The organism is Frigidibacter sp. ROC022, assembly GCF_024723735.1.
Classification (GTDB): domain Bacteria; phylum Pseudomonadota; class Alphaproteobacteria; order Rhodobacterales; family Rhodobacteraceae; genus SLM-1.
In genome coordinates this window covers 129,139-145,744 of record NZ_JANQDU010000002.1, presented here as the reverse complement: position 1 = coordinate 145,744, position 16,606 = coordinate 129,139, and the positions used below count along the sequence as shown (strand labels likewise).

Annotated in this window: 14 protein-coding genes; 10 read left to right on the top strand and 4 right to left on the bottom strand. The window is 64.0% G+C overall.

Going from position 1 to position 16,606, the window contains the following annotated elements; translation table 11 throughout:
• Positions 1 to 2: 2 nt before the first annotated feature.
• The 10 genes from NUW50_RS07380 to NUW50_RS07335 all read left to right on the top strand — a co-directional run bounded on the left by NUW50_RS07380 (position 3) and on the right by NUW50_RS07335 (position 8,798).
• Complete coding sequence (locus NUW50_RS07380) at positions 3 to 629, top strand: DUF2460 domain-containing protein (protein ID WP_258288462.1); 627 nt, start codon at positions 3 to 5, stop codon at positions 627 to 629.
• Positions 626 to 973 (top strand): hypothetical protein, encoded by a 348-nt coding sequence (locus tag NUW50_RS07375; protein WP_258288461.1) that lies wholly within the window; start codon positions 626 to 628, stop codon positions 971 to 973. Before NUW50_RS07380 ends, NUW50_RS07375 begins: the two co-directional genes overlap by 4 nt.
• Positions 966 to 1,097: a hypothetical protein gene (locus NUW50_RS07370; RefSeq protein ID WP_258288460.1), complete on the top strand. Its 132-nt coding sequence runs from the start codon at positions 966 to 968 to the stop codon at positions 1,095 to 1,097. Before NUW50_RS07375 ends, NUW50_RS07370 begins: the two co-directional genes overlap by 8 nt.
• A gap of 4 nt (positions 1,098 to 1,101) precedes the next feature.
• On the top strand, positions 1,102 to 1,719 hold the full coding sequence (locus NUW50_RS07365; RefSeq protein ID WP_443135093.1) for a lysozyme: 618 nt from the start codon (positions 1,102 to 1,104) through the stop codon (positions 1,717 to 1,719).
• Positions 1,716 to 1,925: a hypothetical protein gene (locus tag NUW50_RS07360; RefSeq protein ID WP_258288458.1), complete on the top strand. Its 210-nt coding sequence runs from the start codon at positions 1,716 to 1,718 to the stop codon at positions 1,923 to 1,925. The genes NUW50_RS07365 and NUW50_RS07360 overlap by 4 nt, the downstream gene beginning before the upstream one ends.
• A complete protein-coding gene (locus NUW50_RS07355) occupies positions 1,922 to 2,806 on the top strand; it encodes a DUF2163 domain-containing protein (RefSeq protein WP_258288457.1) in 885 nt (294 codons plus the stop codon). Before NUW50_RS07360 ends, NUW50_RS07355 begins: the two co-directional genes overlap by 4 nt.
• Complete coding sequence (locus NUW50_RS07350; RefSeq protein ID WP_258288456.1) at positions 2,803 to 3,240, top strand: NlpC/P60 family protein; 438 nt, start codon at positions 2,803 to 2,805, stop codon at positions 3,238 to 3,240. The genes NUW50_RS07355 and NUW50_RS07350 overlap by 4 nt, the downstream gene beginning before the upstream one ends.
• A 9-nt stretch (positions 3,241 to 3,249) precedes the next feature.
• Positions 3,250 to 7,212 (top strand): baseplate multidomain protein megatron, encoded by a 3,963-nt coding sequence (locus tag NUW50_RS07345; protein ID WP_258288455.1) that lies wholly within the window; start codon positions 3,250 to 3,252, stop codon positions 7,210 to 7,212.
• A gap of 53 nt (positions 7,213 to 7,265) precedes the next feature.
• Positions 7,266 to 7,646 (top strand): hypothetical protein, encoded by a 381-nt coding sequence (locus NUW50_RS07340; protein ID WP_258288454.1) that lies wholly within the window; start codon positions 7,266 to 7,268, stop codon positions 7,644 to 7,646.
• Positions 7,647 to 7,721: 75 nt separating this feature from the next.
• Complete coding sequence (locus tag NUW50_RS07335) at positions 7,722 to 8,798, top strand: DUF2793 domain-containing protein (protein WP_258288453.1); 1,077 nt, start codon at positions 7,722 to 7,724, stop codon at positions 8,796 to 8,798.
• Here the strand turns inward: NUW50_RS07335 and NUW50_RS07330 are convergent.
• The 4 genes from NUW50_RS07330 to NUW50_RS07315 are packed head-to-tail and all read right to left on the bottom strand — an operon-like array spanning position 8,765 to position 16,602.
• Entirely contained in the window at positions 8,765 to 9,745 is a 981-nt protein-coding gene (locus NUW50_RS07330; RefSeq protein ID WP_258288451.1) for a GIY-YIG nuclease family protein, read from the bottom strand. The two genes, NUW50_RS07335 and NUW50_RS07330, sit on opposite strands and share 34 nt — an antisense overlap.
• Positions 9,746 to 9,797: 52 nt before the next feature.
• A complete protein-coding gene (locus NUW50_RS07325) occupies positions 9,798 to 12,827 on the bottom strand; it encodes a type I restriction endonuclease subunit R (protein ID WP_258288450.1) in 3,030 nt (1,009 codons plus the stop codon).
• 11 nt (positions 12,828 to 12,838) lie between these two features.
• Positions 12,839 to 14,215, bottom strand: a complete 1,377-nt coding sequence (locus tag NUW50_RS07320; protein WP_258288449.1) for a restriction endonuclease subunit S — start codon at positions 14,213 to 14,215, stop codon at positions 12,839 to 12,841.
• Complete coding sequence (locus tag NUW50_RS07315) at positions 14,212 to 16,602, bottom strand: type I restriction-modification system subunit M (protein ID WP_258288448.1); 2,391 nt, start codon at positions 16,600 to 16,602, stop codon at positions 14,212 to 14,214. The genes NUW50_RS07320 and NUW50_RS07315 overlap by 4 nt, the downstream gene beginning before the upstream one ends.
• Between the last annotated feature and the right edge of the window lie 4 nt (positions 16,603 to 16,606).

Sequence of the window (16,606 nt, the reverse complement as noted above, 5' to 3'; positions counted from 1 at the left end):
CCATGGCATTCCACGAGGTGCGCTTCCCCGACAACATCAGCCGTGGCGCGCGCGGCGGGCCGGAGCGGCGCACGCAGATCGTCGAACTGGCCTCCGGCGACGAGGAGAGGAATGCCAGCTGGGCCAACTCGCGCCGCCGCTACGATGTCGCCTATGGCATTCGCCGCGCCGACGACCTGGCCGCGGTGGTCGCCTTCTTCGAGGCGCGCAACGGCCGGCTTCATGGTTTCCGCTTCAAGGACTGGGCCGACTACAAGTCCTGCCTGCCGTCGGGCACGCCTGCGCCGACCGACCAGATGATCGGCACTGGCGACGGTGAGACGACCGCGTTTCAACTGGTGAAGACCTACGCATCGGGCTCGCAATCCTGGACCCGGACCATCACCAAGCCGGTGGCGGGCACGGTGCGCATCGCGCTCGACGCTGCGGAACAGTTCGGCGGCTGGTCGGTCGATACCACCACCGGCGTCGTGACCTTCGACACGGCCCCCGCCACGGGCGTCGCCGTCACCGCCGGCTTCGAGTTCGACGTGCCGGCGCGTTTTGATACCGACGCGCTGGACGTGACCCTCGATCTCGAGCGGCTGGGCTCGATCACCTCCATCCCGCTCCTGGAGATCCGGCGATGAACGATTCAGGCAGTTTCCTCGGCGCCGTGCTGCGCGAGCTTGCCACCTCCACGGCCGTGATCCTTGCGGCCTGGGGCGCGCTTGGCGGCGCGACCAACGCGCTGACCACAAAGATGCGCCTGCGCGACGCGCTGCGCCACATCCTGCTCGGCGGGCTGATCGCGGCGGGGATGGGCAGCCTGTCGATGGCCGTCATCACCTCCTGGCTCGGCCTGCCGCCCGAAGCCATCCCCGCGGGCGGGGCTGCGGGATCGGCGGCCTACCTGGTGGGCGTCTTCGGGCCGGCTGTGATCGAACTGGTGCTCGCCCGCCTGCGCAACGCGCGGGAGGGGCGCAATGACTGAGCTCACCCGCGTCCTGCGCAGCCTGCGACGTGCCGCCGACGATCCGCGCGCCGCATTCGCGCATCAGCTTCGCATCGGCCTCTCCGTGGCCGCGCTGATCCTGCTCCTCTCGCTTCTGGGGTAACGCCATGCAGATGACTGACCGGGGCCTCGTGGCCCTTGCCCGGCACGAAGGCATCGTGCCGGGGCCATACATGGACGTGAAACAGGTCTGGACCTTCGGCATCGGCCACACGGCCGCCGCCGGGCCGCCGGATCCGGAGGCCATGCCGCGCGGCATGCCCGAGGATCTGGAGGCAGGGATCAGGGAGGCCTTCCGGACCTTCCGCGCCGACCTTGCGCGCTACGAGGCGGATGTCCTGCGCGCCGTGACCGTTCCGCTCGCGCCGCACGAGTTCGATGCGCTGGTCTCGTTCCACTACAACACCGGCGACATCGCCCGCGCGGCGCTGACCCGGCACCTCAATGCCTGCAATCGCGTTGCAGCCGCCAACGCGTTTCTGAACTGGCGGCGGCCGGCCTCGATCATCCCGCGCCGGGAAGCCGAGCGCGACCTGTTCCACTATGGCCGCTACCCGGGCGGTCCGATCCCGGTCTGGTCCGTGGATCGCGCGGGGCGGGTGGACTTCTCGCAGGCCATCCGGCGGCTCACCGAGAACGAGGCCAAGGCGCTGCTGCGCCACGCAAGCGCGCCGACGTGGTGGCGCAAGCTGTTGGAATACTTCAAGGGAAGGGCAATATCATGACCTGGAATCTTGCACGCGGGCTGGTCTACCTGGCTTGCCTGGCGGCCTCGGGCCTTGCGATGGCCGGGTTGGCGGAGTTCGACCTCGCGACGGGGACGTTCGACCTTAAGCCGTTCAACCTCTACGCCCTGGCCGGCACAGGCGGAGGGGTCGTCTCCTCCGCGCTGGCCTCTCTGGCATTGCTGCGCGGCTGGGGGCGAAGGTGAAAGCCCTCTCGCCCGATCTTCAGGCCCATCTCGACGAGGGCACGACCACGCTCGCCTGGGTGTGGCGGATCACGCGGACCGATGGCGCGAGTTTCGGCTTCACCGATCATGACCGGACGCTGAACTTTGACGGCACGGAGTTCGAGCCGGAAAGCGGGCTGACGGCCTCCGAGGTGCGGTCGGGCTCCGACCTTTCGGTCGATGCGCAGGACGCCGAGGGCGTGCTGACCTCGGACCGGATCACCGAGACCGACATCCTCGATGGCCGCTGGGACAATGCGGAGGTGGAGGTATGGCGGGTGAACTGGACCGACACCAGCCAGCGCGTGCTGATGCGACGTGGGGCCATCGGCCAGATCCGGCGCGGGCGGCTCGCCTTCGTGGCGGAGGTGCGCTCGCTTGCCCATGTGCTGGGCCAGACGGTGGGGCGGACCTTCCAGGCGAGTTGCGATGCTGCGCTTGGCGATGCGCGCTGCGGGGTCGATCTCGATGATCCGGCCTTCAAGGGCAGCGGCGCCGTCGTTGATCTCTTGCGCGACCGTGCCTTCATGGCCTCGGGGCTCGGCGGGTTCGAGGCCGGCTGGTTCAGCTACGGCACCATCGAGTGGACCAGCGGCGCGAATGCCGGGCGTCGGGCGGAGCTCTTGGGCCATGAAGTCACCGACGGTGTCGCGGTGCTGACACTGCTCGAGCCACCGGTGCTGGCCATTGCCGAGGGCGACGCGTTCATCCTCCGCGCGGGCTGCGACAAGCGGATCGAGACCTGCGGCGCGAAGTTCGCCAACACCGCGAACTTCCGGGGCTTCCCGCATATCCCCGGCCAGGACACCATCCTGCGCTATGCCACCAAGAACGGCGGCCACGACGGGAGCGTGCTGTGAGAGCCAGCGCGGACCCCGAGCGTGTCATCGCCGCCGCGCGCTCCTGGCTCGGCACGCCCTATCACGACCAGGCCAGCCTCAAGGGTGTCGGCTGCGACTGCCTCGGGCTGGCTCGTGGGGTCTGGCGCGAGGTGGTCGGCCCTGAGCCGTTCCCGATCCCGCCCTACAGCCGGGATTGGGGCGAGATGGGCCCGCGTGAAGTTCTGGCCGAAGGCGCGCGTGCCATGATGATCGAGGTCGAACCGGCGGCGGCCGGCCCCGGCCCGCTGGTCCTCTTTCGAATGATGCCGCGCGCCATCGCCAAGCATGTCGGGATCCTGACCGGGCCGGACAGCTTCATCCATGCCTATGAACGGCTTGGCGTGATCGAGGAACCGCTCACGCAACCCTGGCGGCGGCGCATGGCCTTCGCCTTCCTGTTTCCGCAACACTGAAGTTTTCACATGGCCACACTTGTGCTCGGCGCCGCCGGCGCCGCCATTGGCGGTTCGATCGGTGGCGGGATCCTTGGCGTCAGCGCCGTCACCATCGGCAAGTTCATCGGAGCCGGCATCGGCTCGGTCGTCGACAACTGGATCGCTTCCTCGCTGGCGCCGGCTCAGCGCATCGAGGGCGCGCGGCTCGACAGCCTGCGGATCACCTCCGCGACCGAAGGCGCCGTGATCCCGCGCGTCTTTGGCCGCATGCGCACGGGCGGCAACATCATCTGGGCGACCGACTTCCGCGAGGAGACCAAGACCACCACGCAGGGCGGCGGGAAGGGCACCGGCCCGAAGGTCAAGACCACCGAGTATCTCTACTACGCCAGCTTCGCTGTTGCTCTCTGTGAAGGCCCGATCACCGGCATCGGCCGGATCTGGGCCGACGGCAATCCGATGGACCTCTCCGGCGTCACCTGGCGCTGGTATCCGGGCGACGAGGCGCAGACGCCGGACCCGTTCATCGCCGCGAAGATGGGGGCGGAGAACACCCCGGCCTATCGCGACACCGCCTATGTCGTCTTCGAGGAGCTGCCGCTTGGGGATTACGGCAACCGCCTGCCGCAGCTCTCCTTCGAGGTCTTTCGCCCGCTGGCGGATCCCGACACGGCCGAAGGGCTGGTGAAGGCCGTCACCATGATCCCGGCCTCGGGCGAGTTCACCTATGCCACGGAGGGCATCCGCAAGGGCAGCAGTGGGGCGCAGGAGCCGGAGAACCTGAACGCGCTGTCGGACACCGCCGACATGGTGGTGGCGCTCGACCGGTTGCAGGCCAGCGCGCCGCACTTGGAGAGCGTCAGCCTCGTGGTGGCGTGGTTCGGCGACGACCTGCGCGCAGGCTCATGCAAGGTGCGGCCCGGCGTCGAGGTGGCTGAGAAGACCACCAGCCCGCAGATGTGGAGCGTCAACGGCGTGAGCCGGTCCGCCGCCTATCTCGTCGGCCGCGATCCCGAGAACCGGCCGGTCTATGGCGGCACGCCGGCCGACTTTGCCGTGGTGCAGGCGATCAAGGAGATGAAGGCACGCGGCCTGCGCGTGACCTTCTATCCCTTCATCCTGATGGACGTGCCGCCGGGCAACAGCCTGCCGAACCCCTACAGCGACAACGCGGCCGAGATGGGCCAACCGGCGTTTCCCTGGCGGGGACGGATCACCTGCTCGCCGGCGGCGGGTTACGCGGGCTCCGTGGACAAGACCACGGCGGCCGAGGCCCAGGTGGCGGCCATTTTCGGCAATGCCAGCCCCTCGGACTTCGCCATCTCGGGCGAGAGCGTCTCCTGGACGGGCGATCCGGGCGACTGGGGCCTGCGGCGCATGGTGCTGCATTACGCCCATCTCTGCGCGGCGGCGGGCGGTGTCGATGCCTTCCTGATCAGCTCCGAGATGCGCGGGCTGACCACGATCCGCTCGGGACCCGGCACATATCCTGCGGTACAGGCCTTTCGCGAACTCGCCGCCGACGTCCGCGCCATCCTCGGGGCGGGCACGAAGATCAGCTACGCGGCAGACTGGAGCGAGTATTTCGGGCACCAGCCGCAGGATAGCTCGGGGGATGGGTTCTTCCACCTCGACCCGCTCTGGGCGGACGGCAACGATGATTTCGTCGGGATCGACAACTACATGCCGCTCTCCGACTGGCGCGACGGCTTTGAGCACATGGACGCGCACCAAGGCTGGCCCGCGATTTACGACCGTGGCTACCTGCAGGCCAACATCGCCGGCGGCGAAGGGTTCGACTGGTTCTATGCCTCCGACGCTGACCGCGCCGCGCAGCTGCGCACGCCCATCACGGATGGCAGCGCGGGCAAGCCATGGGTCTTCCGCACCAAGGACCTGCGCAGCTGGTGGTCGAACCCGCATTACGACCGCCCGGGCGGGGTGGAGGCCGGCACGCCGACGGCGTGGGTGCCCGAGGCCAAGCCCATCCACTTCACGGAGCTCGGCTGTCCCGCCATTGATCGCGGCACCAACCAGCCCAACGTCTTCTTCGACCCGAAGTCCTCGGAAAGCTTCACGCCGTACTTCTCCCGCGGCTGGCGCGATGACGCGATCCAGCGCGCCTACCTGGAGGCAACCTACCTGTATTGGGGCGAGGCGGCGAACAATCCAGTCTCCTCCGTCTATGGCGGCCCGATGGTCGACCTTCCCGAATGCGCCGCCTGGACCTGGGACGCCCGGCCATACCCGTTCTTCCCGGCGCTGACCGACGTCTGGACGGATGGCGAGAACTGGCGGCTGGGGCACTGGCTCACCGGTCGCCTCGGGGCAGTCTCTCTCGCCGCGCTGGTCCGGCATCTCTGCCTGCGCGCGGGCTTGCCCGAGGACCGCATCGACGTCTCGGGTCTCTGGGGCGCGGTCGAGGGTTACGTCATCGACGCGCTGGAGTCCCCGCGCGCCTCGATCACCACGCTTGCGCGTCACTTCGGCTTCGATGCCGTCGAGACCGAGGGCGTGATCCGGCTCAAAATGCGGGGCAGGGCGGCGGTGGCGAGCGTTTCGCCGGATGGTCTTGTCGCCGCGCAGGAGGGCGAGGGTCTCGAGCTCACCCGCGGCCAGGAGACCGAACTGCCGCAGGCACTGAAGTGGCAGGTCGCGCGGGCTGACGAGGATTACGAGGCCGCGCAGGTCGAGGCCCGGCGCATCACCGTCGATACGACTCGGATCGCCTCGGAGGACTTTCCGATGGCCGTGCCACCCGAGGAGGCCGAGCGCCGCTGTCGCCGCGCGCTGATGGAAGCCTGGACGGGCCGCGAGAGCGCCACCTTCCGCCTGCCACCGTCGAGGCTGGCGCTCGATCCGGCTGACGTCGTGGCGCTGGCACATGATGGGCGGTCCCTCCCGTTGCGCCTCGTCTCCATCGCAGATGCGGACGCGCGCGGCATCGAGGCCGTCCGCCAGGACCGCGAGGCCTACGACCTGCCGCCGGGGGAGCCGCGGCCCTCGGCGCTCTCACGGGCTGTGGTGTTCGGCGCGCCCGAGGTCGTGTTGCTGGATCTGCCGCAACTGTCCGAGGACCAGCCCGCGCATCGGCCGTTCATTGCAGCCCATGCCGCGCCGTGGCCGGGCGAAATGGCGGTGTTCCGAAGCCCCTCCACGGACGGGTTCGATCTGCTGACGACGTTCGGCAGTCGGGCACGGATCGGCACGCTGGTTTCCGACCTCCATCCGGGACCGACGTCGCGGTTCGATCTTGGCAATGTGCTGGAGGTCGATCTGCTGTCGGGCACGCTGGAGAGTGTCACCGACCTGGCGCTCTTCGGTGGGGCAAACGCGCTCGCCATCGAGAGCGCGCCCGGCACCTGCGAAATCGTGCAGGCGGGCGCGGCGGAACTCATCGCGCCGGGCCGGTATCGCCTGACCCGGCTTCTGCGCGGCCAGCGCGGCACGGAAGGTGCCATGGGCAACCCGGCACCTGCCGGCGCCCGCGTCGTGGTGCTTGACGACAGCCTCGCCACGCTGCCCATCGCCGAGGCCGATATCGGCATCCCGTGGAACTGGCGCATCGGCCCGGCGAGCCACCCGGTCAGCGATGAGACCTACGTCGCGCAATCCTTCACGCCCGAAGGCGTCGGCTTGCGCCCGTTCTCGGTCGCCCATGTCGAGCCGCCTTGGCGCAGGCCGCGCACGCCCGGAGACCTCACCATCTGCTGGACACGCCGATCTCGCGCGCTCGCGGCCGACAGCTGGACCGGGCTCGAGGTGCCGCTCGAAGAAGAACTCGAAGCCTACGAGGTCGAGATCCTCGACGGCGCTGCCGTGAAGCGGGTGCTGAGCGCGACCACCACCAGTGCGCTCTACACCGCCGCCCAGCAGACCGCCGACTGGGGCGCACCGCTTGGTCCCGGCGACAGCCTCGACATCCGAATCTACCAGCTCTCCGCCCTGGTGGGGCGGGGCGCGCCGAAAACCGTCACGCTGAGCTTCTGAGACCACGCAATGAGTTCTGGCCAGCCGCGCACCCTCCGGCGTAGGCTGGTGACATGCGCCCCGAGGACGAAGACCAGATTGCCGCCCAGCTTGCCAGAGTGATGGCCGTGGCCTGCGTGCGCAACACGCAGTTGGAGGCCCTGCATGCCGGCCTGACGCCAGTCTCGCACACGGGTGATGGCACCGACGTCATCGTCGAGGACGCTGCGGGCAGACGCATTCCGTGGTCCGAGGTCTCGCGGATCAATGACGACGAAATGGGTGCTCTGATGCGCGAGATCGTGGACCGGCTCTACACATTCCATCTGCGGATCGACGATCCGGCATTCCGGGCGGAGATCGATCGCTGGGCCGCGATGACCGCCAAGTGGGATGCGCCGAAGCCCGATCCGATTCTCTCGGCCATCCCAGGGGAGACGCCCGAACACGGGTAGCCCGCCAACGCCCATCTCAGCGCCATTGCTCGCCGTCTGCCATGCAGGCGGCGTTCTTCGTTCTGGAGACCGCCCATGTCCGACACCACGACCCATCTTCTGCTGCCCTACATCCTTGGTGGCCAGGCCCAGAAGCATGTCACCCACAACGAGGCGCTGCGGATCCTCGACGGGCTCGTGCAGCTCTCGGTCCTCGATCGCGACCTGGCCGCGCCTCCAGCAACCCCCACCGATGGCGATCGCTACATCGTTGCTTCGGGTGCGACCGGCGACTGGGCCGGCTGGGACCTGAACGTGGCGCTGTTCAGCGATGGGGCGTGGCTGCGCCTGCCGCCGCGCACAGGCTGGCGGGCGTGGGTCGAAGACGAGGCGCTGCTGCTGGTCTACGACGGTTCCGGCTGGGTCGGCACCACCCCGGACGCGCTGCAGAACCTCGCACGGCTCGGGTTCGGCACCACGGCGGATACCTCGAACCCGTTCTCGGCAAAGCTCAATGCCGCGCTCTGGACCGCGAAGACCGTCGCAGAGGGCGGCACCGGCGATCTGTTCTACACGATGAACAAGGAGGCTTCGGGCGACGATCTCGGCCTCACGCTGCAGACCGGCTTCGTGACCAAGGCGCTGCTGGGGCTCTTCGGTTCGGACCGCTTCCGCCTTGCCGTCTCGGACGACGGCAGCACCTTCTTCGACGCCCTCAGCGCCGACAACGCCAGCGGCATCGTCGACCAGCCCCGGCTGCCCCGCTTCAAGGCCTGGACCAATTACGACAACTACGTCGGTGTCGGGACCTGGACGAAGATCGGGATCAACAACACCGACTATAACGACCAGGGCGCCTTCGACGCCGCGAACAACCAGTTCGTGGCGCCATCGGACGGCACCTATCTCTTCGGCGCGACGCTCCTCTACAAGGTCAACGCCAGCACCTCGGCGCGGATGAGCGGGCGGCTCGTGCTGAACGGCACGACCGAAATCCGCGGCTCGCGCGGAGAGATCAGCGGGGCGCATGTCTCCGAGGCGACGGCGCTCTGGCTGCAGACGATGGTGGATCTGGCGGCTGGCGATACCGTCGAGCTGCAGGGGTATTTCCGCGCGGCGGATGGGTATTTTGCGGCAGATCAGACGTCGTTCTGGGGCGCGAAGGTGGGGTGAAGGGGCTCCGCGGGCGGGTTCTCTATTGCGTCCTGGTTGGCCTCCCAATCTGCATAGGTGCGCCCATCCGGAAGTTTCCAGAGGATCCGGCCATTGGCGCTCGCTCCAATGACAGCCGCTGCGGCGGCGGAAGCAGACCTGAAGCTGTAGGCGCTTGTGAAAACCAGAAAATCGCCTTCCTCGCGGAGTACGCCCTTCTCGACTAGGGTCTTCCGGAGCGAGAGAGTTCCCCTCGGTATCGTTCGGGTCGTTCGAATTCTCGCCCTTGACCCAGCCGTGACAACGAAATCGCCAGACGGGCTTATCTCCATCTCTGCAGCGAAGCCGTCGCCACGAAAAAAGAAGCGAGGGCTTTCAGTGGAGTCAGTTTTCGGAAGGTCGCGCCTCTGGCTTTGCTCCGGTTTTTGTCCGCGGATTTCTCGGAAGAGATCCCAGCCGAGCGCTCCGACTAACGTTTTCGTCTGGTCGACGAACTCGTCCATGGCTGCGCGATCTGGCAGTGGCAGCTTGCCGGCGTCGTTCGCAGGGGTCTGTGTGTTGTTAGGCAGGGACCAGCGCGGATTGCTCCCTACACCCCTGATAAGACATGCCTCGACGTAACGTGCATGGCTCTTGGTCAGATTCTCGTCCTTGCTGATCAACGCCACGGTATCGGTCCAGAAGCCTTTGGCGTCACTTCCGGTTTCGTTCGAATTATGATTTGACAAGCGACCACCGACGCCTTCGGATTCACCGATGTATGCGAGTTGCCTGTCCTGCGCCTCCTCGTCCGTCCCGATCAGGATGTAGACGCCTGGCCGCTCGATCTCGGGGAAAGCTTGGCGTACCCGCCGGAGCTGATTGCGCCGGAAAGCGATTGCCTGGATCGTCGACATCGAGATTTGCGCCACTCGAATGCCATTCGGGTCGCCGTCGAGCAGGAAGATATTGATCGAGCGGGGTTTCATCAAAATTCACATGGCTCGGGATACGACTTCGGGATACGGCAAAAAAATCAACTCACATGCCCTGAGGATTCTTCAAAACGCTCGCAATGCTTTGGCTCCAGGCCGCCTTAAAGGCTGGGTCTGATGCGAAAAGCTTGTACAGTTCGAGCTCTTCCTTTCGGCGCTTCAGCATCACCTCCTGCAGCATTTTTTCGAGCGCGAGTTCGCGATTGAAAGGGTCTGGGTTCGCCTCATATTTCTCGGCGTAGTCGGGATGCGCTCGGACGCTGTTCACGATGTTCACGAACTTGACCCGTTGCTCCTCAGGCGTCGCGCTCCAACCTTGGAACCATCGTTCATTGAAGGTTCTGATGATCTCATCCAGCGGATCCTTTTCCGGGTCTCCCTCCCTGTATCCCCGAGGGTTCGGGTTTTGAGGGTCAAGCCCGGAGGGGGACGAATCGAGGCCGATGGAATGATTGAGTTTCGTCCGTTCGAGACCGTAAGAAGACAGATCGACCGCTTCCAGCAACTCGTCGAGCGTATCCTGGTCAGGGTCCGTGATTTTCAGTTTCGGCAGCAGAAACTTCAGGAACCAGAACAACTTCTCCCACGCGACGACCTCGAACGGGATGATCGAGGCCATCTGGCCGTAGATCTTGACGAACTGACGCGCCTTGATCTTGAAGTCGATCTTGTCCTTTTCTTCGAGTTCAAGCTGCTGGTTGAAACGGTCTGCCACAGTGTCAATCAGCGGGCTGAGCTTTTGCGCGTCTTCCCCCGCGAAATAGCGCGTGACGAAATCTTCCACTTCCTGCCACTCATAGACGCCAACCTGATCGAGCGAGGCCTTCAGGTCATGCAGCACATTCACGTCGGTGGCCGATGAAAGTGTGGTGATGGTGTAGAAGGGGTCGAAGGCGGCCTTGATGTCGGCGGCATCGTTGAAGAAATCGAGGATGAACAGGTCCTCGGTCCGTTTGCCGAGCTTCGGCGCTGCACGATTGAGACGCGACAACGCCTGAACGGCCAAAACGCCTTGCAGCTTCTTGTCCACATACATCGCGGTCAGCTTCGGCTGGTCGAAGCCAGTAAGGTATTTGTTGGCCACCACCAGGAGCCGGTATTCGTCCTTGTCGAATTGATCGCGGGTTTCGGTTTCGGGAAAGCCGTTCATCTCGGCCTCGGTGTAGCTCACCCCATCCACGACCTTCTCACCTGAAAATGCGATCAACGCCTTGAACGGATTGCCCCGCTCGGCCAGAAGCTTGGTGATCGCCTTGTAGTAGCGGATCGCAGCCTCGATGTTCTGGGTGACGATCATCCCCTTGGCCTTGCCGCGCAGCTTCTTCGGCGTCACCACCTGCTCGATGAAATGGTCGAGCATGATCTCGGCCTTGGTGTTGATCGTCTGCTGGCTGCGCTCGACATGGGCGCGCAGCTTCTTCTGGGCTTTCTTGGTGTCAAACAACGGATTGTCGGCGATCGACTTCTGGATCTCGTAATAGCTCTTGTAGGTCGTGTAGTTCGCCAGCACGTCGAGGATGAAGCCCTCTTCGATGGCCTGCTTCATGCTGTAGAGGTGAAATGGCTTGAAGCTGCCGTCGGGCTGGCGCTCGCCAAACTTTTCCAGCGTCGTGTTCTTGGGCGTCGCCGTGAAGGCGAAATACGAGGCGTTGCCGCGCATCTTGCGCGCCTGCATCGCCCTGAGGATGAGGTCCTGCGGATCGACCTCGTCGGGGTCCGCCTCGCCCCCGCCCATCGCGCGGTTCATGTTGTCATGGGCAAGGCCGCTTTGTCCGCTGTGGGCCTCGTCGATGATCACCGCAAAGCGCTTGTCGCTGAGGTCGGCGATCCCGTCGATGATGAAGGGGAACTTCTGGATCGTGGTGATGATGATCTTCTTGCCGCTTTCCAGCGCCGCTTTCAGATCGGCCGAGCGCAGCGCCGGAGCGACGATGTTCTTGACCTCGGAGAAATCCTTGATGTTCTCGCGCAGCTGCTTGTCCAGAAGCCGCCGGTCGGTCACCACGATCACGCTGTCGAACAGCGGCTGATCCGCCCCCCGCGCGCCGGGAACGTCCGGACGGGCCGGATAGGTCTCGATCAGCTGATAGGCCACCCAGGTGATCGAGTTCGATTTGCCCGAACCCGCCGAATGCTGGATCAGATAGCTATGCCCCACGCCCTCCGTCGCGGCGTGATCCAGCAGCTTTCGAACCACGTCCAGCTGGTGATAGCGCGGAAAGATCAGCGTCCGTTTTGCCAGAGGATCTGTCGGCTTGCCCTCGAGCAGCATGAAATGCTGGATGATGCCGGCCAGGCTGCGGGGCTGGAACACCTCTTCCCACAAATAGGCGGTCTTGTGGCCGCCGGGGTTGGGCGGATTGCCGGCGCCTTCGTTGTGGCCCTTGTTGAAGGGCAGGAAATAGGTGGCGGGGCCGGCAAGCCGGGTGGTCATGTACACCTCGTCGGTGTCCACCGCCATATGCACCAGCGCGCGGCCGAATTGCATCAGGGTTTGATTGGGGTCGCGGTCCTCGCGGTATTGCTTCTGGCCGTGATAGCGCGCGGTCTGGCCGGTCCAGGGGTTCTTCAGCTCCAGCGTGATCAGCGGCAGGCCGTTGACGAACAGAACCATGTCGATCTCTTCGCCCGGATTGGCGCGGGAATAGCGGACCTGTCGCGTGACGCTCCAGATATTGGCGGCGAAGTTTTCGTGCACGCTGGCCGCCGAACTGGCCAACGGCGCAGGGAACAGCAGCGTGAAATGCGCGTCTTCGACCGAGAGCCCCTTTTTCAGCAGGTGCAGCGCGCCCTTTTGCCGGATCGTGCGGTCAAGCCGCTCAACGATCTTGCGCTGCCAGTCACCGGGATTGCGGGTTTTCAGCCGGTCCAGCACCTTGCCTTGCGTCCTTTCCAGAAATTGCCAGAAGAACCGGGTGTCGAGCGCGAATTCGGCGTCGAAATCCTCGGGCCGGCCGATGCGAAAGGGGCCGGGGGCGGTGGCAGAGGGGCTGGTGGAAAGCTCTTCGCGGGTCAGCCCGGAAAGGTGACGTTCGATGGCCTGTTCCAGCGCAATTTCCCTTGTGTTGCTGACCATGCCTTACCCCCCTATGCCTGTGCGCTCAATTTCGTTTCGCGCCCTGCGCCCGCGTGCCCCGCCGCCTGCGCCGTCACCCTGATCTTGCCCGTCACCGCCGCGTCGATCAGGCTGGCCTTGTATTCCCTGAGCGCGGCGATCTGCTGTTCCTTGATGGAAATGGCGGCTTCGAATCTTCCTTTGGCATCTTCAATGAAGCCCACAATTGCCAATTGCTCGGAGTGTGGTGGAACGATCATGAAGTGCTGAGCCAAATTATTGTACCTAATCCGCACCGCGCGCTGTCGGACGGCGTTGCAAATGACCTGAATGTAGCGAGCAAGTGCCATTTCTCGCAGTAGATAGGCGAAATAGTGCTGAGAAAGGTTGTGTCCGATTGGGTCGCAGATCACATATTCCGGTGTGCATTTGCCGTCGGAATCTGAAACCCCGATAGCCCCCTCGAAGGCATCCATCGAATTTAAGACAAGCTGTCCCTTTCTGATGCCCTGATAACCTCCTTCGATGATGGCTTCGGTATAGCCCTCGAGACGACGATTTGATCGAAGTGTTACTTGACCGTCGCGAAAACAAGTAACGACCCCATCGTTGGGCCTGACAGGCAATCGACTTTGCATAAAGAGATACTTGAAACGCCGCACTTCCCAATGCGCGGGGATTTTGCCGATCCAGTCTATGCCGCTGTCCTTCATCGGGGCGGCGGGGTTCAGGCCGCGGGTGACGGCCTGCTGGATCAGGATCTGCCGCCGCTCGCGCAAAAGCGCGATCTGCCGCTCCCTGATCCGCACCGCCTCATCCACCTTGGCGCATTTTTCATCCAGAAAAGAAACAATTGCAGCTTGTTCGGAAGCTGGCGGGGCTGGCATAAGGACATTCTTCAAGTCGTTCTGTGCAATCTTCATCCTAATGGTATTGAGCTGGCCGGTTCCGCTCAATTTCATCAAAATGCCTTTCCCATGGCGCAGTAGGTTTTTCTGGAAAACGGAGTTTGAGAGTACCCGATCATAGTAGTCGACGTTAGTGTCGGGGCGAGTGGCGAATAGGGCATAGTAAACGGGACTGATCGCGCCGAAGTATTTGGATCGTCCAACAGCGCCAACGATTACGTTCATGCTGTTCAGGACGATGTCACCCGGGCGTGCGATTTTATAACCTGTCAGATCGTCCTTTCGCTTGTTGCCCCCCCGTCCTTCTTCGCTGTAAAGAGTCACGCCCTGGGCAATTGAAAGTGAGAGCACTTCCTCGGTGATAACTGGGTCGTTCTTCTCATTTCGGAAAGCAAAATTAGCGCGGACAGGTTGCAGATCCCAGTGCGCTGGAATCTCTCCAATCCAGCCCTCGCCGCTGTCCTTGTAGCTGTCATATCTGGGCCAGCCTGCAACGCTCATTGCGCGGCCTCCGTGCGGGCCGGGACCGTGCCCAGGATATCGGCGATCAGGCCGTCGGCCTGCGCCTCCAGCGCCAGGATGTCGCGCGTCACCTCCTCGAGGCTGCGCAGCGGCTTGTGGCGATAGAAATACTTGTTGAAGCTGATCTCGTAGCCGATTTTCACGCTGTCGAGGTTGATCCACGCCTCGGGCACATGGGGCTGCACCTCTGCCTTGAAATAGCGGTGGATGCTGTCCTTCAGCGGCACGGATTCGCTGTCGCGCAAGTCGGTGCTGGGCTCGTAGGTCAGCCAGCTGCCATCGGGCTGTTGGTCATACCCGAAATCACCCAGATCATTGATGGCGCAGCCCAGCCGCGCGGCCAGGTCTTCAAGCTCGGCTTGGGTGAAGCGGTGGCGCTTTGCGATGATCTTTTCGGCCGTCTCGTCATACCAGCTGACCGCGTTCAGGATCGCGTTCTTCTCGGTCGCCGTCATCTTGATCTTGCGCGCCTTCAGCACCTTGGCGACGCTCTCGCGGAAGGCATTGAAATCGGCGGTTTCCTCGGTCCCGATCTCGTCCATGAGAATGTGGCCGATCTCCAGCAGGCCGCGCAGGCGCAGCCAGTTGGCGGTGTCGGTCAGCCTGGTTCGTTGCTTGGCGTTGAGCGTGAGGCCCTGTTCCTCGGCCCAGTCGCGAACGGGTTTGGCCTGGGTTTTCAGGAAGCCCGGCTCATAGACCTTCTCGCCATGCTCGGCCCAGAGCCACTCCATCGGCTCGCGCAGGGATTTGTCAAAGCGCAAGGGTTCGAGCGCCTCGGCGCTGAAGCGCGCGCGGCGGCGGTCGGGGCGCTCGATCGTGACCTTGTAGTAGCCGAAATCGGCGTTGTCGAAGATCTTGACCGCGATGCCGGTGGGGTCGCCGACCGCGTCAAGCTGGCGCTCGATCGGCTGGAATTCCTGATAGGCGCGGACGATCTCGGCGATATGTTCCGGGGCGAATTCGCAGTTCTTGTCGCCAAGGTTCTTGCGCAGCTTGCGGAACATCAGGTTGGCGTCGATCAGCTGAACCTTGCCGCGCCGCGCCTCGGGCTTGGCGTTGGTCAGCAGCCAGATGTAGGTGGTGATGCCGGTGTTGTAGAACAGGTTGTTGGGCAGCTGGATGATGGTGTCCAGCATGTCGTTTTCGATGATGTAGCGGCGGATGTTGGATTCGCCGCTGCCCGCGTCGCCGGTGAACAGGCTGGAGCCGTTGTGGACGGATGCGATGCGCGAGCCGATGGGGCTGCTTTCGGTGGGCTTCATCTTGCTCACCATCTCCATCAGGAACAGGAGCTGCCCATCGCTGGAGCGTGGGGTGGCATCGACGGTTTCGGTATTGCCCCAATAGTCGGTCAGTTCGACCTGAAAGCGCGGGTCGATGACGTCGTTCCCGTCCTTGATGTGCTTGAGATCGCTTTTCCAACTTTTGCCATAGGGCGGATTCGACAGCATGAAGTCGAATCGCTGGCCGGCAAATTCGTCGGTGGCGAGTGTGGAGCCGACCTTGATGTACTCGGGGTTGTTGCCCTTGATCATCATGTCGGATTTGCAGATGGCATAGGTCTCGTCGTTGATTTCCTTGCCGTAGAGGTAGACATCGCCCTTGGCGGCGATGGGGCCTTCGGGATCCTTGATGTAGTTCTGGGCCTCGGTCAGCATCCCGCCGCTGCCGCAGGCTGGGTCATAAATGGTCATGACTGGCGGAAGGCGGTCGCCGATCGGGTCAAAGATCAGGTGGGTCATCAGGTGGATGACTTCGCGAGGCGTGAAATGTTCGCCGGCTTCCTCGTTGTTCTCTTCGTTGAACTTGCGGATCAGTTCTTCGAACACGTAGCCCATGCCGAGGTTCGACAGGCCAGGCATGACATTGCCGTCGGGGTCTTCGACATCGTGGGGTGAAAGGTTGATGTAGGGCGAGATGAACTTCTCGAGCACGTCGAGCAGGACCTGCTTGTCCGCCATGTGCCGCATCTGTTCGAGCAGCTTGAAGCGGGTGACGATCTCCTTGACGTTCTCGGAGAAGCCGCGGAGGTATTCCTCGATGTTGGCCAGAAGGATCTGCTGGTTGTTGGTCGCGGTGGCGTAAAGCTGCTTCAGGGTCCACTTGCTGGTGTTGTAGAATACGTAGCCAGACGCAGCCGTCAGCGGCGCGTCGTCGAGTTCTGTCGCCTTCATTTCGTCGCGTTGAAAGCGGACCTCTTCGAGAACGGCCTCTTTCGTCGGCTCGAGCAACGTATCGAGGCGGCGCAAGACGACCATCGGGAGGATGACGTCACGGTATTTACCTCGGACGTAGACATCGCGCAGGCAGTCATCGGCGATGGACCAGATGAACGAGATGAGCTTGTTATGGGCGGCGTGATTCACTGTC